22 protein-coding genes are annotated in these 17,923 nt (G+C 43.6%); 13 read left to right on the plus strand and 9 right to left on the minus strand.

Annotated elements, in window-relative coordinates; all coding sequences use genetic code 11:
- The first annotated feature begins 46 nt into the window (after positions 1 to 46).
- The gene (locus tag INQ51_RS11280; protein ID WP_233378075.1) at positions 47 to 802 is read left to right on the plus strand and encodes a DUF1080 domain-containing protein; all 756 of its coding nucleotides are present in this window, start codon (positions 47 to 49) and stop codon (positions 800 to 802) included.
- Between the two features lie 399 nt (positions 803 to 1,201).
- On the opposite strand, the gene INQ51_RS11285 is transcribed toward INQ51_RS11280, so the two are convergent.
- The 4 genes from INQ51_RS11285 to INQ51_RS11300 all read right to left on the minus strand — a co-directional run bounded on the left by INQ51_RS11285 (position 1,202) and on the right by INQ51_RS11300 (position 4,507).
- The gene (locus tag INQ51_RS11285; protein WP_233378076.1) at positions 1,202 to 1,993 is read right to left on the minus strand and encodes a hypothetical protein; all 792 of its coding nucleotides are present in this window, start codon (positions 1,991 to 1,993) and stop codon (positions 1,202 to 1,204) included.
- A 1-nt stretch (position 1,994) separates the two neighbouring features.
- A complete protein-coding gene (locus INQ51_RS11290; RefSeq protein ID WP_233378077.1) occupies positions 1,995 to 2,708 on the minus strand; it encodes a L,D-transpeptidase in 714 nt (237 codons plus the stop codon).
- A complete protein-coding gene (locus tag INQ51_RS11295) occupies positions 2,705 to 3,817 on the minus strand; it encodes a murein L,D-transpeptidase family protein (protein WP_233378078.1) in 1,113 nt (370 codons plus the stop codon). Before INQ51_RS11295 ends, INQ51_RS11290 begins: the two co-directional genes overlap by 4 nt.
- A gap of 87 nt (positions 3,818 to 3,904) precedes the next feature.
- The gene (locus INQ51_RS11300) at positions 3,905 to 4,507 is read right to left on the minus strand and encodes a hypothetical protein (RefSeq protein WP_233378079.1); all 603 of its coding nucleotides are present in this window, start codon (positions 4,505 to 4,507) and stop codon (positions 3,905 to 3,907) included.
- A gap of 149 nt (positions 4,508 to 4,656) precedes the next feature.
- On the opposite strand from INQ51_RS11300, the gene INQ51_RS11305 reads away from it, so the two are divergent.
- Positions 4,657 to 5,226, plus strand: coding sequence for an RNA polymerase sigma factor (locus INQ51_RS11305; RefSeq protein WP_233378080.1), 570 nt, complete (start codon positions 4,657 to 4,659; stop codon positions 5,224 to 5,226).
- Positions 5,227 to 5,271: 45 nt separating this feature from the next.
- Positions 5,272 to 5,685: a hypothetical protein gene (locus tag INQ51_RS11310; RefSeq protein WP_233378081.1), complete on the plus strand. Its 414-nt coding sequence runs from the start codon at positions 5,272 to 5,274 to the stop codon at positions 5,683 to 5,685.
- Between the two features lie 21 nt (positions 5,686 to 5,706).
- Here INQ51_RS11310 and hutH read toward each other — a convergent pair whose 3' ends face one another.
- Positions 5,707 to 7,218, minus strand: coding sequence for a histidine ammonia-lyase (hutH, locus tag INQ51_RS11315; protein ID WP_233378082.1), 1,512 nt, complete (start codon positions 7,216 to 7,218; stop codon positions 5,707 to 5,709).
- A 220-nt stretch (positions 7,219 to 7,438) separates the two neighbouring features.
- Positions 7,439 to 8,800: a histidine--tRNA ligase gene (gene hisS / locus INQ51_RS11320; RefSeq protein WP_233378083.1), complete on the minus strand. Its 1,362-nt coding sequence runs from the start codon at positions 8,798 to 8,800 to the stop codon at positions 7,439 to 7,441.
- Positions 8,801 to 8,903: 103 nt separating this feature from the next.
- Between hisS and INQ51_RS11325 the strand changes: the two genes are divergently transcribed.
- The 8 genes from INQ51_RS11325 to INQ51_RS11355 all read left to right on the plus strand — a co-directional run bounded on the left by INQ51_RS11325 (position 8,904) and on the right by INQ51_RS11355 (position 15,220).
- Positions 8,904 to 9,131, plus strand: a complete 228-nt coding sequence (locus INQ51_RS11325; protein ID WP_119440020.1) for a hypothetical protein — start codon at positions 8,904 to 8,906, stop codon at positions 9,129 to 9,131.
- Positions 9,128 to 9,430: a type II toxin-antitoxin system RelE/ParE family toxin gene (locus INQ51_RS22740; RefSeq protein WP_410796284.1), complete on the plus strand. Its 303-nt coding sequence runs from the start codon at positions 9,128 to 9,130 to the stop codon at positions 9,428 to 9,430. Before INQ51_RS11325 ends, INQ51_RS22740 begins: the two co-directional genes overlap by 4 nt.
- Positions 9,431 to 9,507: 77 nt before the next feature.
- Entirely contained in the window at positions 9,508 to 9,969 is a 462-nt protein-coding gene (locus INQ51_RS11330; protein WP_233378084.1) for a GAF domain-containing protein, read from the plus strand.
- Between the two features lie 272 nt (positions 9,970 to 10,241).
- Entirely contained in the window at positions 10,242 to 11,702 is a 1,461-nt protein-coding gene (locus INQ51_RS11335) for a tryptophanase (protein ID WP_233378085.1), read from the plus strand.
- A gap of 184 nt (positions 11,703 to 11,886) precedes the next feature.
- On the plus strand, positions 11,887 to 13,383 hold the full coding sequence (locus INQ51_RS11340) for a serine hydrolase (protein WP_233378086.1): 1,497 nt from the start codon (positions 11,887 to 11,889) through the stop codon (positions 13,381 to 13,383).
- 126 nt (positions 13,384 to 13,509) lie between these two features.
- Positions 13,510 to 14,067, plus strand: a complete 558-nt coding sequence (locus INQ51_RS11345) for a hypothetical protein (RefSeq protein ID WP_233378087.1) — start codon at positions 13,510 to 13,512, stop codon at positions 14,065 to 14,067.
- 135 nt (positions 14,068 to 14,202) lie between these two features.
- Positions 14,203 to 14,793, plus strand: coding sequence for a peptide-methionine (S)-S-oxide reductase MsrA (gene msrA / locus INQ51_RS11350; RefSeq protein WP_233378088.1), 591 nt, complete (start codon positions 14,203 to 14,205; stop codon positions 14,791 to 14,793).
- 22 nt (positions 14,794 to 14,815) lie between these two features.
- Positions 14,816 to 15,220, plus strand: a complete 405-nt coding sequence (locus INQ51_RS11355) for a YciI family protein (RefSeq protein ID WP_233378089.1) — start codon at positions 14,816 to 14,818, stop codon at positions 15,218 to 15,220.
- A 221-nt stretch (positions 15,221 to 15,441) separates the two neighbouring features.
- Here INQ51_RS11355 and INQ51_RS11360 read toward each other — a convergent pair whose 3' ends face one another.
- A complete protein-coding gene (locus INQ51_RS11360; RefSeq protein WP_233378090.1) occupies positions 15,442 to 15,810 on the minus strand; it encodes a YccF domain-containing protein in 369 nt (122 codons plus the stop codon).
- An 18-nt stretch (positions 15,811 to 15,828) separates the two neighbouring features.
- The gene (locus INQ51_RS22525) at positions 15,829 to 15,957 is read right to left on the minus strand and encodes a hypothetical protein (protein ID WP_262909910.1); all 129 of its coding nucleotides are present in this window, start codon (positions 15,955 to 15,957) and stop codon (positions 15,829 to 15,831) included.
- Positions 15,958 to 16,134: 177 nt separating this feature from the next.
- On the opposite strand from INQ51_RS22525, the gene INQ51_RS11365 reads away from it, so the two are divergent.
- Entirely contained in the window at positions 16,135 to 16,545 is a 411-nt protein-coding gene (locus tag INQ51_RS11365) for a secondary thiamine-phosphate synthase enzyme YjbQ (RefSeq protein ID WP_233378091.1), read from the plus strand.
- Positions 16,546 to 16,557: 12 nt separating this feature from the next.
- Here INQ51_RS11365 and INQ51_RS11370 read toward each other — a convergent pair whose 3' ends face one another.
- Entirely contained in the window at positions 16,558 to 17,472 is a 915-nt protein-coding gene (locus tag INQ51_RS11370) for a metallophosphoesterase family protein (RefSeq protein WP_233378092.1), read from the minus strand.
- A gap of 152 nt (positions 17,473 to 17,624) precedes the next feature.
- Here INQ51_RS11370 and INQ51_RS11375 point away from each other — a divergent pair, with 152 nt between their 5' ends.
- Positions 17,625 to 17,891 carry a cupin domain-containing protein gene (locus INQ51_RS11375; RefSeq protein ID WP_233378093.1) on the plus strand — a complete coding sequence of 89 codons (267 nt, stop codon included), beginning with the start codon at positions 17,625 to 17,627 and terminating at the stop codon, positions 17,889 to 17,891.
- The last annotated feature ends 32 nt before the right edge of the window (positions 17,892 to 17,923 follow it).

Genomic DNA, 17,923 nt, shown 5'->3' on the forward strand with positions numbered 1-17,923 from the left:
TACATTGACCGGCCACCGATTTTATTAATACCAAAACGACTAAATCATGAAGATCATTTCTTTAACTTTTATTTTAATGGTTTTCGGTGGTTTTGCAATGGCTCAGAATGATGAGTCGATGCAAATGAAGCCGGAAATGACCGAAATTTGGGATCCCGAAGTATCGGTTATCACCCCGGGCGAAAAGCCTTCGGATGCCCCTTCGGATGCAATTGTATTGTTCGATGGCACCGATTTGGGCCGCGAGTGGACAAACGGAGAGGGAGCAGAACCCGGCTGGTTGGTGGAAGACGGTTGTGCAACGGTGAAAGCCGGAACCGGAATTATCAAAACCAAACGCGTGTTTGGCGATGTGCAGTTGCACATCGAGTGGCGCTCTCCTTCCGAAGTTAAAGGTGAAAGCCAGGGACGCGGCAACAGCGGCGTATTTCTGCAGGAAACCTACGAAGTGCAGGTGCTTGATAACTACAACAACCGCACTTACCGCAACGGACAGGCAGGTAGTTTGTACAAACAACATGCACCGCTGGTAAATGCCTGCAAAGCGCCCGGTGAATGGCAAACGTACGATATTATTTACACCGCGCCACGTTTTAACGAGGATGGCACCTATTTTACGCCGCCAACCGTTACTGTACTTCATAACGGAGTGCTGGTTCAAAACCATGTGAAACTGCGCGGACCAACAGAGTACATTGGCATTCCTGAATATTCAGTACGAAAACACGGAAAGGGAAGCATTATTCTTCAGGACCACGGAAACCCGGTGAGTTACCGAAATATTTGGATACGGGAATTGTAATAAAATACCGAAGGCCTGGGAGATAACTTCCGGGCCTTTTTGTTGCGCGTTTAGTGTTCAGAGTGAGTAAAGTATCGGGTATCCAGCATCCAGCATCCACTTTCCTGTTACAATGCCTGCTTTGGATGCTGCAATAAGCTCTTCAACTCAAACAATAACCGCTTGAGTTACAACAATGCCTGCTCAGATCGAAACAATAAGCACTTGAACCTCTGCAATGTGTGCTTGACCTGAAACAATGTCAGGTTTGATTCGTGCAATGACTTCTTCAGCTGAAACAATGTCAGATTTGACCTTTGCAATAACCACTTGAAGTTAAACAATGACCGCTCAGAGTATAACAATGACCTCTTGAACTCGAGCAATGTGACCTTCCCTAAAATCAAAAAGATACAATGCTTACAACCGGATGCATACTTTTGGCTGCGCCGGTAAAGCCCGGTAAATTGCCTTGGCATCGTTTTCTGAAATTACCAGCTTGATGCCCGGATAATAGTCTGGCACCCGGAATTGAATGGTTTGGGCAAGATTGTTTTTTATCTCAAGGTAATCCTGTTTTAGCCAGAACCAGTTTTGCCACGCATTGGCCTGGGCATTTGAATCAGTGCCTTCCACCCTTATTTCAATCCCATTGTCGAGCATGATAAGCCAGTGCACATCTTCGTTTTTTACGGTGTCAATAACATGGCTTTGACTGGCATATTCGAGTGTGTCTTTAGGTGCTTTTTTAACGATCACAGGAATTTTCTCGATGGTTGCCTGCATGTTTGTACAGGTAGTTTCTTCACCAAAATAATGATGATAAGCCACCGGGTTGAGTTCCTCAAAAAAATGATCGGTTTTAAATTCTATAATCGGAGTGGTTTTTATCACTACTCCCTTCAGTTCCAGTTGCAGGATGCTGTCTTTTAGGTTGACCGATAGACTGATGGAATCGGTCTTTGACGTTTTTAACCTGCATTCTACCCAATTCCGGTCCTTAAAAGCGCTGATCCAGGCCGAGTCTTTTACGTTGTTGAAAGGAACATCCACATCCTTGATTTTGGACAAATCTTGTAATTTCTCCTGTACAGAAACGATCGACAGTGCAGCATATTGAATAACAATAAACAGCAGTACGAAGGGCAGTAGAAATGCCAGCCACCTTTTTTTCGATGTTTTTTTGCGAATGCCTGATTCCGGATTTTCCATGTTAATAAATAAAGACTTTTGCGCCAACCGGCAGTGTTTTAAATACAGCCTCCAGGTCTTCATCGCCCATTCTCACACAGCCGTGAGTGACGGGCAAGCCGAGGAAGCGTTTGTAAAGTGTCCCGTGTATCAGGTAGCCATCTCCCAAACTAAGTGCGTAATCGCCCAATACTCCGTGCTCGTAACGCGAGGGATCTCCGGCCCGCGGAATGGGCAGCCCCTCTTCAATAAACGCCCAGTCGGGTTTTCTCCAAACCGGGTTAACCGTTTTTCCTTTAATCGAGAACACTCCTTTGGGAGTTTCAAAAAGCCAGTTTTTATCGGTTTCGGTTTCCAGTTTTATGTAGCTTCCGGTAGAACAGATTCCTTCGCGGATCAATTGCCTGTTTTTGTACAAAAAGAAGGTGTTGTCGGTGGTGTTGATCACCAGGTAAACTCCGCCGGGGGTAAGGCGGTCAATCTTTCTTTGTAGCTGGATGGTTTCTATCTGAAGCATCTTAACATCGGTAGGCGACACACTGTTTACCTCTTGTTTCGGAAGAAAACGGTAAAAAACGGCTTGGTCTTTTAGCTGGGGAACCACTGCGAATAGTAGCCAGGTAAAAGTTGCCAGGGCACCTAATTGAATCAATGTAGAACCGAACCAGCCTCGTAAAAGCGTACTTATTTTTTGGGCAGCTTTACCGTGGAATTTATGGAGCATGTCCGTTTTCATTCTGATATGCTTTTACCGGTTACTTCATTCAGCGGGCGGATTGAGCCGATAATTACCACGGGCGTTCCAACGGCCACCAGTTTGTAAAGTGCATCCATGTCGTCGTTTTTCAGTGCAACACAGCCATCGGTCCAGTCGAGTCCTTTGCCGCCCAAACCATGAATTTCAATTAAGTTGCCAATGTCAGCCTTTGCGGGTATTAGTCCGCTTTTTTTGTTTTGCTGAAAGCGTTTGCGGTCGTCGGCATTGGGGTAGTTGATTAAGAGGGCTTTGTAGAACTTTGTCGATGCCCCGCTTTTCTTTTGAGTAATTTGGTAGTTTCCCTCGGGTGTGGCTTTGTCGCCCTTCTTTTTTTTGTCTCCCATCCAGTTTACACCCAACTCGGCGTTAAAAGTACGAATGGCCTTTTTGTTTTGATAAACCGTGCAGGTGTGTGCCAGTTTGTCGACCACAATAACCTTTTTCCCGTTTGCCGATTGCTGAATGGCTGCCTGGGCCTGTTTTTGCCAGGCACTGTGTTCGCTAAACCAGGCGCCTAACAGGTTTTCTGCTTTGCTGTTCGAAGAGTTGATCAGTTCTTTTGCCTGCTGGTAGCTTTTTTCTGCCTCGCCCAAACGCTTGTTTTCCCAGGCAAATTTTGCTTCCGACAGTTTTATAACTCCTTTGTGATGTGCTTTTGAAACGTTGGAAGGTAAGGGCAAATGTTTATAGTAGCGTTTGTAGGTATCAATTTTCCTTTCCAGTAGCGCAATTCCCTCCCGTAATTTGCTTCCTGCCGATTTTAATCGTTTTCCGGAAAGTCCTTCTGCCTCTGCTGCTTTTTCAATGGTAACAGCTATCCACTTGTTCAGGTCGGTATAATTCCTGAAAAGAAAAAAGTGCTTGTTTTCTTCGGCCCAGCAAACCATTGCCGAATCATACGCCTGCTCGGCCTGTTTGTAAGTGCTTGCTGCGTATGTCTGTGCTTCTGCTTTTTTGGCCTCGCTTAAACTTTCAAGGGCCATTTTCATTTCATTGAGTGGTGGCTTTGGCGCTTTGTAGATCCAAACAGCCAATCCGGCCGTCGCCAAAACAATTATTCCAACTCCTGCAATCGTTCTTCTTCTCACCTTCATTTAAAAAAACAAGCCTGAAAAAAATCCCCGGAACAGATATATTCCGGGGAAGTTACAGGTTTTTTACTTGGCTAAACTCACTTATTTTTTCCTGTTACTGCTGTATTTGGCAATCACCTCTGTAAGCTCGGCGTTAAGCGCAACTGCTTTTTCTTTGGCAGCTTTGGCTTTGTCAAGAGCAGGCAATAACTGGTCGGCAGCTACCTGGGTAGTAACGTCGGCAATGCTGGCTTCTACTACGCCAATGTCGCCTTTAATGGCTTCCAGTGCAGCCGCGCCTTCTTTCCCTTTCGGAGCCTGGGCAACCAGTTCGTTGTTTTGAGCAAGCAGGTTGGCTACTTCGGTTTGCAGGGCAGCAACTTCCAGTTTTACTTCTTCTTTACGAGCTTCAGTTTTGGTAGTAACTTCGGCTGCCAGCTGGTTTACAACTGCCAGTTGCTCGGTTACCTTGCTATAGTTTTTAATCAGTTTACCATTCTGAGCTTCCACACTTTGGGTAACAGCGCTCATCGAGTCTTGCAACGCAGTAAAGTCGGCGGTAACATATACGTCGGCTCCGGCAGTTTTGGCAGCTTCAATAGCGGCGTTAGCAGCATCAATTTCAGCTTGAGGAACTTTTCCACAGCTGCTCAACAATACAGCCACACTCAGGGCTGCGATCAAAGTCAAAAATTTTGTTCTCATTTTTTAAACGTAAAGTTTCTTTTTTATCATCAAATTCATTTGAAAAAGTAATTTCGCCTAACTTTTACTCAAGTGCGAAATTTACATTTAGACGGAGGTAGATTTTGAAGTAACGCGGGTAACAAAAATTTTTTTTCTTTTCTTGAATTATGGTGAAGGAAAAACTTGCAGGAATTGATGATGAGGAGCTGGTGAGGCGAATAATTGCGGAGAACAAAACAGCGCTTTTTGAAGAGCTGTATAAACGCTATTACCTAAAAGTGGTTGACAAATGCTACAGCTTTATTAAAAACCGTGACCAGGCAGAAGATTTTGCCAACGACATTCTCTCGAAGGCTTACGAAAAGCTGCCCGGTTTTAAGGGGAATGCGCGCTTCTCGTCGTGGCTTTACGCCATTACCTACAATTATTCGATTGATTATCTGCGGCACAAAAAAAAGCTGCACTATCCGAACTGGAACAGCGAAAACGAAATTCCCGACATTCCGGATGAAGAAGAAGCCGACCTGGAAAGCCTGAGCTACGAGAATCTTTTGAAGATATTGGAGATGATCCATCCCGAAGAAAAAGCCTTGTTGCTTATGAAATACCAGGACAATCTTCCGGGAAAACACATTGCACAAACACTTCAAATCAGCGAAGATGCTGTAAAAATGCGTTTAAAAAGGGCTCGTACAAGGGTTGTTTATTTGTTTCAGACCGAATTTAAAAAAGAGTAACAGGGGAGTTACTTTAAGGGGTTTTATCGTCAAAAAAAGAAAAACATGGAGATCAGAAATTTTATTCAGAAGATATTTTCCGGGGGGAATGAAATACAGGTGCCGGAACCGGTGAAGAAACAGTTTGCGGAACAGTTTGCGGATACGATCAATATCGAGTGGCAGCGAACAGGCGATTTGTTTGAGGCCGTTTTTTACCGGAACGACCTGGAGAATATTGCCAGTTACCGGAAGGACGGAGCTTTTGTTTGCCTGAAAATAAATCTGCCCTTGTCGGAGCTTCCGCTAAAGGTGACGGAAACGGCGGCTGAGCATGGCGAATTAATGAATGCGATCCTGATTGAGTGTGACGACAAACGGGAATACGAACTCATTATTCGCGACACAGAGCTTGTCCGTTATTTTCTTCTTGCCGATGAAGAAGGAAATGTAAAGCGAAAAGAAAAGCTGTCTTTTTAACCGCTCAGCGGATTTTAATTTTTATTTTCTGGCCAATCTTTTTGTTTTGGTGTGGTTCAGGAAATCAATGGTTTTATTGATCCCCACATACATAACCGTGTCTTCTTCTACAAAACTTACTTTTTTGCGGTAATCTTTCAGAAAATTTTCAAGGAAAGGAGAGGTTTTTACCGGCCGCCGAAAATCCATTGCCTGTGCGGCATTGTAGAGTTCTATGGCTAAAATTTTCTCCGTATTGAGCGCCACTTTCAAGGCTTTGGTCGCAGCATTTCCTCCCATACTTACGTGGTCTTCCTGTTCGTTCGACGAGGGGATGGAATCAACCGATGCAGGTGTGCAAAGCTGCTTGTTCTGACTTACAATGGAAGCTGCGGCGTATTGCGGGATCATAAAGCCCGAGTTCAGTCCCGGGTTGGCTACCAAAAATTCAGGCAGTTCGCGTTCTCCGGAGATCAAACGATAGGTTCTTCTTTCGGAGATACTTCCGAGTTCACTCAGTGCCATGGCCAGAAAATCGAGCGAAAGGGCCAGCGGTTCGCCATGGAAATTACCACCCGAAATAATCAGGTCTTCGTCGGGAAAGACTGTAGGATTATCGGTTACGGAGTTGATCTCGGTTTCAATAACTTTTGAAACGTATTTAACGGCGTCTTTCACTGCCCCGTGTACCTGCGGAATGCAGCGGAAAGAGTAGGGGTCCTGGATATGCGCCTTGTGTTTCGCCTGCATTTCGCTGCCAGCCAGTACATGTCGGAAATTACGGGCTGTTTCTGCCTGTCCTTTGTGGGGGCGGATACGTTGAATGTTTTCAGAAAAAGGTTCCAGCAAGCCATCAAACGCATCGAGCGAAAGTGCCCCGATAATATCGCCCTGATCGATGATCCGGAACGTTTTTAGCAGGGTGTAAACGGCGTGGGCGCTCATAAACTGCGTGCCGTTCAAAAGCGCCAGTCCTTCTTTGGCTTCAAGCTTAATCGGATCCCATCCAAATTTCTCAAGCACAGTGGCCGAACTGACTTGCTTTCCTTCAAAATTTACTTCCCCCAAACCCAGCAGGGGCAGGAATAACATGGCCAAAGGTGCCAGGTCGCCGCTTGCTCCGAGCGATCCCTGTTCGCGTACCACAGGAAGTATGTTGTTGTTGAAAAGATCGAGTATGCGTTGCACGGTGATCAACTGTACGGCAGAGTTTCCTTTTGAAAGTGCATGTGCTTTTAGCAATAGCATCAGTCTTACCACATCAGCCGGAACTTCGGTACCGACGTTGCAGGCATGCGAAACCACCAGGTTTTCCTGTAGTTTGCTCAGGTCTTCCTTTGAAATTTCAATGTCGCACAAAGCACCAAAACCGGTATTGATGCCATACAATGGTTTTTCGGCACGCTCCAGTTTGCGGTCGAGGTATTTTTTGCTTTTCTGGATGAGTTCAACAGAAATGTCGGAAAGCTCCAGTTTTGTGTCGTTCTCCAGAATGTCCTGAATAATGTCGTAAGTAAGATGATTGGGTGATATTTCAAAAACGCGTTTAGCCATGATAACAAATTGTTTAACGGTGAAAGTGAAAAAGTAATTACTTTATCAAAAATAAGGTGATAGCAATGTGCTGCAAATTACATTGCAAAACAGGGGAGTATTCGTCAGTAAAGATATCAGGGAAAACGAACGTCTCCGCCAAGGGTTTTTACAAGCCGATCAGGTACCGGAATATTCATAGAAATGATTTTATTTCGGCAATATCTTATAATTGGACTTATTAAGACAGGACTTTTATCAGTTCTTCTGCGCTTACCAGCTGTTGTTCGCCGGTTTCCATATTCTTTAGCGTGAATTTTTTTGCGGCTATTTCTTCTTCGCCGGCCAGAATTACAAACGGTATCTCTTTCCGGTTGGCATAATTCATCTGCTTTTTCATTTTGGCACTTTCCGGAAAAATCTCGGCATTTACGTTATTTTTTCTGAGTTGTGCCAGCACCGGTAAACAATAGGCTTCCTCTTTTTCTCCAAAGTTGATGAACAGAGCCTTGGTTGTTTCCAGCGAGTCGTGCGGGAAAAGACCCAGTTGGGTGAGTACGTCGTAAATACGTTCTGCACCAAAAGAAACACCCACTCCCGAAACATCGGGCATTCCAAAAATGCCGGTCAGGTCGTCGTAGCGGCCACCGCCACAAATGCTCCCGATCTGCACGTCTTTCGATTTTACTTCGAAAATAGCGCCGGTGTAATAGTTCAATCCACGGGCCAGTGTCAGATCAAGTTCCACTTCGGTTTTCAGGTCAAAGTTTGCGAGGTAGGCAAAAAGTGTCTGCATTTCGGAAATACCTTTTGCTCCAACTTCTGTATGCCCGATAACGGCAGCAATCTGCTCCAGTTTTTCGGCGGTGCTGCCTTCGAGTTTTAAAATGGGCTGCAGTTTTTCAACCGCTGTATCCGAAATGCCTTTTTCGAGCATTTCTGCATTTACTTTTTCCAAGCCTATTTTATCCAGCTTGTCGATAGCAACGGTAATATCAACGATACGATCTGCTTCGCCAATGGCTTCGGCAATTCCGGCCAGTATTTTCCGGTTGTTGATTTTTACGACCGTATTAATTTGCAGGCGTTGAAAAACATCGTCGATGATCTGCACTAGTTCCAGTTCGTTGAGCAAACTGTCGCTGCCAATCACGTCTACATCGCACTGGTAAAATTCGCGGTAACGACCTTTTTGCGGGCGGTCTGCACGCCAAACCGGTTGGATTTGGTAGCGCTTAAACGGAAAAACAATGTCGTTACGGTATTGCACTACGTAGCGCGCAAAGGGCACGGTGAGGTCGTAGCGCAATCCCTTCTCTGAAATATGCGTGGTAAGTTTGTTTGAATTTTTTTCGTCGATCACATCCTGTGGTGCTTTCGAAATAAAATCACCTGAGTTGAGAATCTTAAAAAGCAGCTTGTCGCCTTCTTCCCCGTATTTCCCCATCAGTGTCGACAGGTTTTCCATGGCCGGTGTTTCAATCGGCTGAAATCCGTACAAACGAAAAACATCTTTGATGGTATCGAAAATATAGTTTCTTCTCACCATTTCAACGGGTGAAAAGTCGCGGGTACCTTTTGGTATCGAAGGTTTCTGTGCCATGATTCTTTGAATTTGGGCGCAAAAATATAAAATTCTATTGAGCTATGCAGAATTCACTATGATTCAAATTCAGTATCTTTGAGATAACTTACGATTGGAGGATATGAGTTTTACTGTAAAAATAACAGGTTCTTCTGCCAAAGCACAAAGTATTATCAATATGATGAAAGAGTTGGCCAAAGATTATTCGTTTCTGACGGTTATTGAAGATGAAACAGATATCGAAGCCGATATTTTGCAAGAGGTGGATGCCCGGAAAGAATACATGAAGAATCATCCGGACGAGTGGCGTAGTTGGGAGGATATAAAAAAGAGTCTGGACTCTCAATGAAATTGTATGTTCTTAAAATTCATCCCTTTGCGGAATCAGAGTTAATGGATGCCCGGAAATGGTACAATTTTCAAAAGGAAAATTTGGGAGATGAATTTATAGGAGAAGTTGAGGCGAAACTTAAGCAAATTATCTCCAATCCTCACCGTTTTCGTAAAATCAGGTCTGATGTAAGAGTGGCTGTTTTAAAGAGGTTCCCATTTTCAGTTGTTTTCTCGATTGCTGAAAGTCATGTGGAGATTTATTCATTCTTTCATCACAGTCGAAATCCGGAAATCTGGAAACGGAGAATGAAATAAGTGAATGAAAATACAGTGGTATCTAGTTAATTCACGATTGATTTTTGTTATTTCGTGCTCTGATTCATGTTACAATTATGGAAGACAAAAAGAAAGAAGGACGTTACGAACGAATTTATACGCAGTTGAATGAATTGGTGCGGAAAAGTGAAAATACACAGGCGCGAATGGCTACCATTATTGCCGTTCTGCACCATAAAATGGACTATTATTTCTGGACGGGTTTTTACCTGATCGATGACGGGAAGATGACGGTAAACATGTACCAGGGACCGGTGGCCTGTCAGATTCTGGAAAAAGACAAAGGTGTTTGCTGGGCGGCTTTTAATCAACAGAAAACGCTGGTAGTGGAAGATGTACATGCTTTCCCGGGGCATATTGCCTGCGACTCTCGCTCGAACTCTGAAATTGTGGTTCCTTTCAAAAACAAGGCCGGTGAGATCATCGGAGTATTGGACATCGACAGCAAAGACAAAAGTTCTTTCTCCGAAGTGGATGCCCGGTGGCTCGAGAAAATCCTGGAACTGGTTTATGTTTAAGATATCCGCGAATATCTTTTAGGATCGGTGTCATCTGCGTTCTGTTTCTACCCGTTTCTTTCAATCTTTAAGTATCAAAATGTATGATTAACTTTTGATACAATCTCTTTGCCGTGTTCTAACGGAACATCACTGGTTTTTAATCGCGAATTTGTTTTGAACGATTATAAATATCATCAAAACAATGGGCATCTTTTGCGAAAAGCTCAAATATCAATTTGAAGATTTTATCTTTAGAAAATTGTTATTTCGAAATTAAAAACCATTAAAAAATGACGAACCAGAGCAATGCCATTAAATTTTATAGTGGCGAACAGATTCCAGTGGAACAACACAAAGTACGTATTGTACAAAAATTATTCTTACGACCGATTGAAGAAAGAAAAGCTGCCATGGAAGGCGCAGGCTTTAATACATTCCTGTTGAATACGAAGGATGTTTTTCTGGATATGCTGACCGATTCCGGAACAAACGCAATGAGCGATAACCAGATTTCATCGATGCTGCAGGCCGATGACGCCTATGCCGGATCTCAAAGTTTTTACCGGATGGAAGAGGCAGCCAGGGAAGTTTTTGGTAAACACTATGTTTTGCCTGTTCACCAGGGGCGTGCTGCTGAAAATATAGTGTCGCAGGCTTTTATCAGCCAGGGCGAAGTAATACCGATGAACTATCACTTTACAACCACCAAAGAACACATGGAACTTAACGGCGGTAAAGTGCTGGAAATTTATGCCGATGACGCATTGGATATCAAAAGTTCGAAAAAGTTTAAAGGAAATATCGATATAGATAAATTGAATGCTGTATTTGAAGAATACGGCAAGGAAAAGGTAGCATTTGTGCGCATGGAAGCGTCGACCAACCTGATTGGTGGCCAGCCTTTTTCGATGCAAAATATGCGGGATGTTCGCGCGGTTTGTGATAAAAACGATACTATGATGGTGCTGGATGCCAGTTTAATTGGTGAAAATGCCTGGTTTATCAAGCAGCGTGAGGAAGAATTTAAAAATGCGGAGATCAAAGATATTCTGCTGGAGATGTGCGGTTATGCCGATTTGGTTTATTTCTCCAGTCGCAAGGTGAGTTCTACACGTGGTGGTGGTATTCTGACCAACAAAAAAGAGCTTTACCTGAAAATGCGTGATTTGCTCGTTTTGTACGAAGGGTTTCTTACCTACGGCGGTATGTCGGTGCGCGAAATCGAAGCCATGGCAGTTGGTTTGCGCGAAACCTGCGACGATACTGTGATTTGTCAATCGCCTTCGTTTATTAAATATGCGGTGGACAACCTTGACAAAGCAGGAGTTCCGGTGATTACACCTGCGGGTGCTCTCGGTTGCCACATCGATGCAATGGGCTTTCTAAAACATGTGCCACAGGAGCAGTATCCGGCAGGTGCATTGGCGGCTGCTTTGTACATTGTTTCCGGTATTCGGGGGATGGAACGCGGAACTATTTCCAGCGTTCGCGACGAAAAAGGAAACGATATTTTAGCTGATGTTGAGTTGCTGCGTCTGGCATTCCCGCGGAGGGTGTTTACGCTTTCGCAAACCATGTACGTAATCGACCGGGTAAAATGGTTGTACGATAACCGGGAATTGATTGGTGGATTGCAATGGGTGGAAGAACCTCCAATGCTGCGTTTCTTTATGGGACGGCTGGAACCCGTTGGCGACTGGACCGAAAAACTGGTAGCTAAATTCAGAACCGACTTTGGCGATTCTTTGTAAAAAGACAATCAAAAAATAGGAAAGGGAATCTGTACAGGTTCCCTTTTTTCGCCTTCAGAAAATTAGCATAGAATTATGTACTGATTAACATATTGAATACATTTGAGCGAAATCAAATCCCAATGGGGTTGATAGTAAATTGCATTTTTGTGCATTTTGTTACCTGTCTAATAAATCGTTGGTTATGATAAAAAAAAGCTTGTTTCTTCTGTTGCTGTTCTTTTCCGTGGTGCTTCGTGCGCAGGAAGTTGACCTGGCAAAACTCGATCAGTATTTTGAAAAAGCGCTGACAGATTGGGACACTCCCGGTATGAGTGTGGCCATTGTGAAAGATGGACAAACTGTTTTCAGCAAAGGATACGGAGTAATGGAAGCTGGCGAAGATGCCCGCACCGATGGGAACAGTTTGTATGCCATTGCCTCCAATTCAAAGGCATTTACCAGTTATGTTATTGCGCAACTGGTGGAAGAAGGAAAGTTGAGCTGGGATGATAAAGTAAAAAAATGCCTGCCGTATTTCGATTTGTACGATCCGTGGGTAAGCGCCCAGGTTACCGTTAAGGATTTGTTGTGTCACCGGGTGGGACTGGGCACGTTTAGCGGCGATGTAATGTGGTATAAATCAGATCTGACTTCAGAAGAGATCATTCGGCGGATGAAATACCTAGAACCGCAGTTTGCATTTCGCGACGGGTTTGGCTACTCGAACCTAATGTACATTACCGCGGGTGAACTGATCAAAAAGATCACAGGGAAAACCTGGGGGCAGAATGTCCAGGAACGCATCCTTGATCCGCTGAAAATGGATCGAACGATTTATTCATTACCAAAACTCGATGTAGTTGGGAATTATACGACTCCGCATGCTTTTGAAGACGGGAAGAATGTTCCGATTCCGTATACCGACTGGGAAGAAGTTGGCGCTTTGGGAGGCCTGATTTCTTCGGTAAACGACATGGCAAAGTGGATGGTTTTTATGATGAGTTCGGAAAACAAAGCTAAAAACGAATTGTGGGAACTGCTGAATAGTTACACTGTTAAACGCGACAAAGTAAACGATTTCAACATGCATTTTAGTGGGTACGGTTTAGGCTGGGGCTTGTCTGATTATTACGGACGTTTGCGTGTGGGCCATACCGGTGGTTACGACGGAATGATCTCGGCCGTGACCATGATTCCGGATGAGAAACTGGGCGTGGTCGTGCTTTCCAACGGAATGAATCCTCCGATGATGGCGGTTACATATTATGCGTTGAATGCCTTTTTAGGAGAGGAAACTAAGGACTGGTCGGACGATCTGCTAAAAAGAAAGGAAGAGCGTAGCAAAAAAGACACGCGGGTTGAAGATCGTTTAGCAAGCCGTGTGGAAGGAACACACCCTTCGCTGGAACTTAAAAAATACACCGGAACTTACAAAGCTGATATTTATGGCAGCATTGAAGTGAAGCTGGAAAACGGGAAACTGAGGGTTTATTTTGAACGTTCGCCCGAGCTGTCGGCTACTTTGGAACACTGGCATTACGATGTGTGGAAACTTAACTGGGACATTATGCATGCCTGGTTTAATTTCGGAACGCTTAAGTTTAACATGGATAATAACCTGAAGATAACGGGGATGGATTTCGATGTTCCCAACAACGATATTTTCTTCGAAGAACTAAAACCGCGAAAGGTGAACTAATTCTTGCAGAAAGGGGAAGGAATCTTGATTTGACCCGGTTTAAGTGGATGATTCGTACCCGTATATCAGTAAAATAGTTGTACTTTCGGCCAACAAAACAGAAAACAGATGAAACTTAGTCCAAGAATGCAATTTCTTGTACGCAACGGGCTCAAAGGCTTTTTATGGCTGACAGTGCTTTTGGCGGCTTATTTTCTGTTTCGGGAAGTGGTGATCACGCACAACCCCGATGCATGGGTGGAGCGTTTTTATGCCCGCCCGATGATCATCTACCTGATATACTGTTTTTCCGAGTTCTTTTTTGGGCTCATTCCTCCTGAATTATTTATGATTTGGGCCATCAACAAAGGCGATACATGGCATTATCTCTTCAACCTGTCTTTGTTTGCAGGCATTTCTTATTTGATGGGCTATATCAATTTTTTGATCGGTCGTTTTTTTTACAAGAACGAAACTTTCAAGAATCTGAAGCGACGGTTGCTTAAGGATTCAGCCAACCAGGTAAAGAAATACGGCATTTTTCTGATCATTGTAGCGGCGCTTACCCCGCTGCCGTGGTCGGGTGTAAGTTTACTGGTGGGTTCGGCCGGTTATCCTTCTAAACGGTTTCTGAAATACGCCTTGTTTCGTCTTTTACGCTTTGCCGTTTATGGTTACATCGTATACCAAACGCACCAAATCTAACCGTGATTTTCTTTTTCCTTTTTGTTTGAAATTCCTGTACTGATAAAACATACTTCATTTGTGTTTTGTTATTTCTGATAAATGGGAACTTCTCAAAAAGCGCAGCAAGGTTTTGATAGAAGAAAATCTGAAGTCATGAGAAAATTTATTGTAATTATATTTTTGATCGTATCAACAACAGCTATGGCAAAAGAACTGGAGAAAGCAACACTTGGAGGTGGTTGTTTCTGGTGTACAGAAGCGGTTTACCTCGAATTAAAAGGAGTGGTGGATGTAAAACCCGGCTACAGTGGCGGGCATGTCAAAAATCCGGGATACAAGGAAGTTTGCTCTGGAACTACCGGTCACGCTGAAGCGGTTCAGATAACGTTTGATCCGGCGGTTGTAAGTTACAGTCAGCTGCTTGAAGTGTTTTTTGCGACGCACGATCCAACTACCCTGAACCGGCAGGGAAACGACGTGGGAACCCAGTACCGGTCGGTGATTTTTTATCATAACCCACAGCAAAAGGAAACGGCAGAAAAAGTGATTCGCTTGCTGGAGGAGGAGAAAGTGTACGAGCAGCCAATCGTAACAGAAATTGAGGCTTACGATATTTTTTATGTGGCCGAAGATTATCACCTGAATTACTACGCCCGAAATAAATCGCAGGGGTATTGTCAATTTATTATCGCTCCAAAGCTCGATAAATTCAGAAAGGTATTTAAAGACCAGCTAAAGAAATAAACCAACAATAAACCAACTGATTATGAAGAAGCTGCTTTTAGTGATACTGCTAATTGGTTTTACCATTGTGTCGCACGCACAGGATCAACGTGAATTTTCTTACACCGAAGGAGACACAACCTATGTAATGAAGCGCTATGTTTTCATGTTGCTGAACAAGGGCGAAACGCGAACTCAGGATTCTACCGAGGCCGCTAAAATTCAGGAGCAGCATCTGGCGCATTTGAATAAGCTTTCCAAAATGGGAAAACTAATTGTTGCCGGTCCTTTTGAGGAAGGTGGAGATCATCGCGGCTTGCTGATTTTTGACGTGGCTACAGTGGATGAAGCACTGAAACTGGAAGCAGAAGACCCGGCAGTAAAAACAGGCCGCCTCAGCATGGAAGCCTTTTACTGGTGGGGCGCCAAAGGAACCGTGATCAGGTGAGTTTAAAGTTCAGAGTTCAGAGTTCAGTGCCCAGCGTTGAGTGGCGTCGTTTGCAGCGTGATTTGGATAAAACCAAGTCGCAGTTTTCGATATCTGACTAACCATGAAAAACATTATCGTTATACAATTTCACAGTTTTACAATTGTTTGCAGAATGAAACTCCCAGCTTAATTCTGTCCTTCAATCCTTCAAGCCATCAGTTTTTCAGTCCCTCAATATCTCAAACCAGCTTTCTTCCAAATGGAGTGAGTGCCAGTGAGGCCATTTTAAAGTGTTGGCGTGCCCACGGAATGCCAATGATGGTGATTCCGAGCAGCAATCCAAAAAACAGGTGAGTAAGCATGATCCAAATACCACCGATAAAAAACCAGAGAATGTTCATAATGGTGGAAAGACAGCCCGGGGCATAATCCATGTATTCGATTTTCTGCCCGAACGGCCACAGTGCCAATACTCCCAGCTTGAACGATTGAATTCCAAATGGAATTCCAACAATGGTTATACACAGTGCCAGACCTGCGAGAATGTACTCCAGGAAAATGGCAAAACCTCCGAATAACAGCCAGATTAAGTTTCCTAAAATTTTCATAAGTAGTTGTGGTTAAAGTTAGTTGTTAAATGGTTTACTATTCTGACACCGGACTTTTACAAAACCGGGTTTTACTGTTTCCTTGTTTCTCAGCTTGTTAAAGGCAACGCTTATCAGCATGCTTATAATTACAATGGTTGCGATCATTTTTCTTCTGATTTAAAATTCGAACTGAAAGTACGCAAATGAATATTCAGGCGACAAAATTAAACGGTAAACGAGCCATTTTTACAGGTAAATAAAGGAAATCATGACTCGTTCAAAAATGAAAGCAGCGAACACATTTTAAATAGTTTGTATTTTTGCTTTCAAAGGTTGATAATTATGATCCAACAAAAAGAAATTACTTTGCCAGCATTCAGAAGAGGTTATCACCTGGTCACGAGGCTGATTGAAGAAAAGTTGCCCGAACTACCGGAAGCTGGGTTACTGCATATTCTGGTGAAACATACCTCCGCTGGCATCACGCTGAACGAAAATGCCGATCCAACAGTAAGAACCGACTTCGAGAATTTTATGAATAAAATGATTCCCGAAGACGATCCTGTTTACATTCACACTTACGAAGGCAGCGACGATATGCCTGCACATCTGAAATCGGCAGTGATCGGTGCCGAAATCACTGTGCCCATTACCCGGCACCGGTTAAACCTTGGCACCTGGCAAGGGATTTATTTTTGTGAATTTCGCGATTACGGTGGCCCGCGCCGACTGGTGCTTACTGTTTTTAGCTAAAAAGAAGGTTTTTTAGTTTTTTGAAGACTCAATATTCCATCCAAAATCAACGTATTTCCATTGGAAATCATCGCCTGAAACATCGATTTTCAGGAAGCCTTCTTCCATTCCGAAGCGGGGGCCCTGCCACCATTGGGCCGAAACTGCACCTCCTGTTATGTAATGGATTCCGTTGTAATAAATGTCTTCGAGAAAATGCAAGTGCCCCTGCAATACCAGTTTTGTGTTGTATTGTTCCAGAATTTTAATAACATCGTGAGCGTTTGTAACTACTGCTCCCTGGCTAAGTGGGGCTGTCGGATCGTTCATGATCTGCTGTCCGATGCTCAGTAACGGAATATGAATACTCACCGCAACGGGGCGTTCTTTTCCGTTTTTCGCCAGGTCGTTTTTTAGCCATTCCAGTTGTTCTTCGTCCACATGTCCATAGTAGCGGCGGTCTTCAGTGAAACCAACACCATCGAGAACCACAAAGTGCCAGTTCTTGTGATCAAAGGAATAATAGCGTTGGGTAATTCTGTCTTCGTACATCTTTTTCCCGTATTCTTCGTGCGAAGGATCTACGCCACTTTTTTCATACAACCCAAAAACTTCGTGGTTTCCCATGGTCGAATACATGGGCATATTCAACTTTTTTGTGGTTTGGGTAAACAACGTATACAGGCTGTCGCTGCGTCCGTAGGTTTGCCCAAGCGCATCCATAATGTTATCTCCGCCGGTTAGCACAAAATCAGGCGCCAGACTGTTGATTGTATCGATCGCCTGAAGCAGTCCTTCCGTTGCATTTCGCTTTTCGGTGATGTGGATGTCGGTCATAAAAACAAAGGAAAAGTCATTCTCCGATGTCTGGGTTTTGGCTTTCTCCGAGACCTGCTGGCAGGCAGAAAAAATCAAGATAAAAATGATAAAAAGAAATGTTCTGTTCATGATACTATAAATTAATTCTTGTCATAAATTTGTGGCAATATAACGGAGAGCAACATTATTGCTAATTAATATCGATTAAATTATATTTAATTTTAAATTAAACAGAAGGTTCTTTACTGTTCTGAATGGTATCACAAAGTAAATTTTATTGTATGAAGATTGATGTTACACAATATTCTCAGGACGAATTAGAGCAAGAAGGCGTATTTGGCTGGCCCGTTTGGGAACGCGATGAGGAAAAGTTCGATTGGTATTACAGTCAGAACGAACTTTGTTATATCGTAGAAGGAGAGGCAACGATTACCTCAGAATTTGAGTCGGTGACGATCAAAGCCGGAGATTTTGTGACCTTTCCCAAGGGACTGGAATGCGTTTGGGACATTCATTCTGCCATAAAAAAACATTATTCATTCGAATAATATTTGAGATTTTAATTTTTTTTACAAAGTTT

It is taken from the genome of Maribellus sp. CM-23 (genome assembly GCF_021354595.1).
GTDB lineage: Bacteria > Bacteroidota > Bacteroidia > Bacteroidales > Prolixibacteraceae > Draconibacterium.

Bases quoted from the DNA above. Each gene is read 5' to 3' on its own strand.
- INQ51_RS22525 (WP_262909910.1), bottom strand. From the start codon at position 15,957: ATGATCGCAACCATTGTAATTATAAGCATGCTGATAAGCGTTGCCTTT.
- INQ51_RS11285 (WP_233378076.1), bottom strand. From the start codon at position 1,993: ATGGAAAATCCGGAATCAGGCATTCGCAAAAAAACATCGAAAAAAAGG.
- hutH (WP_233378082.1), bottom strand. From the start codon at position 7,218: ATGGCTAAACGCGTTTTTGAAATATCACCCAATCATCTTACTTACGAC.
- INQ51_RS11325 (WP_119440020.1), top strand. From the start codon at position 8,904: ATGAGTTTTACTGTAAAAATAACAGGTTCTTCTGCCAAAGCACAAAGT.
- INQ51_RS11365 (WP_233378091.1), top strand. From the start codon at position 16,135: ATGATCCAACAAAAAGAAATTACTTTGCCAGCATTCAGAAGAGGTTAT.
- INQ51_RS11280 (WP_233378075.1), top strand. From the start codon at position 47: ATGAAGATCATTTCTTTAACTTTTATTTTAATGGTTTTCGGTGGTTTT.
- INQ51_RS11330 (WP_233378084.1), top strand. From the start codon at position 9,508: ATGGAAGACAAAAAGAAAGAAGGACGTTACGAACGAATTTATACGCAG.
- INQ51_RS11310 (WP_233378081.1), top strand. From the start codon at position 5,272: ATGGAGATCAGAAATTTTATTCAGAAGATATTTTCCGGGGGGAATGAA.
- INQ51_RS11375 (WP_233378093.1), top strand. From the start codon at position 17,625: ATGAAGATTGATGTTACACAATATTCTCAGGACGAATTAGAGCAAGAA.
- INQ51_RS11370 (WP_233378092.1), bottom strand. From the start codon at position 17,472: ATGAACAGAACATTTCTTTTTATCATTTTTATCTTGATTTTTTCTGCC.
- INQ51_RS11355 (WP_233378089.1), top strand. From the start codon at position 14,816: ATGAAGAAGCTGCTTTTAGTGATACTGCTAATTGGTTTTACCATTGTG.
- INQ51_RS11335 (WP_233378085.1), top strand. From the start codon at position 10,242: ATGACGAACCAGAGCAATGCCATTAAATTTTATAGTGGCGAACAGATT.
- msrA (WP_233378088.1), top strand. From the start codon at position 14,203: ATGAGAAAATTTATTGTAATTATATTTTTGATCGTATCAACAACAGCT.
- hisS (WP_233378083.1), bottom strand. From the start codon at position 8,800: ATGGCACAGAAACCTTCGATACCAAAAGGTACCCGCGACTTTTCACCC.
- INQ51_RS11290 (WP_233378077.1), bottom strand. From the start codon at position 2,708: ATGAAAACGGACATGCTCCATAAATTCCACGGTAAAGCTGCCCAAAAA.
- INQ51_RS11305 (WP_233378080.1), top strand. From the start codon at position 4,657: ATGGTGAAGGAAAAACTTGCAGGAATTGATGATGAGGAGCTGGTGAGG.
- INQ51_RS22740 (WP_410796284.1), top strand. From the start codon at position 9,128: ATGAAATTGTATGTTCTTAAAATTCATCCCTTTGCGGAATCAGAGTTA.
- INQ51_RS11360 (WP_233378090.1), bottom strand. From the start codon at position 15,810: ATGAAAATTTTAGGAAACTTAATCTGGCTGTTATTCGGAGGTTTTGCC.
- INQ51_RS11345 (WP_233378087.1), top strand. From the start codon at position 13,510: ATGCAATTTCTTGTACGCAACGGGCTCAAAGGCTTTTTATGGCTGACA.
- INQ51_RS11340 (WP_233378086.1), top strand. From the start codon at position 11,887: ATGATAAAAAAAAGCTTGTTTCTTCTGTTGCTGTTCTTTTCCGTGGTG.
- INQ51_RS11300 (WP_233378079.1), bottom strand. From the start codon at position 4,507: ATGAGAACAAAATTTTTGACTTTGATCGCAGCCCTGAGTGTGGCTGTA.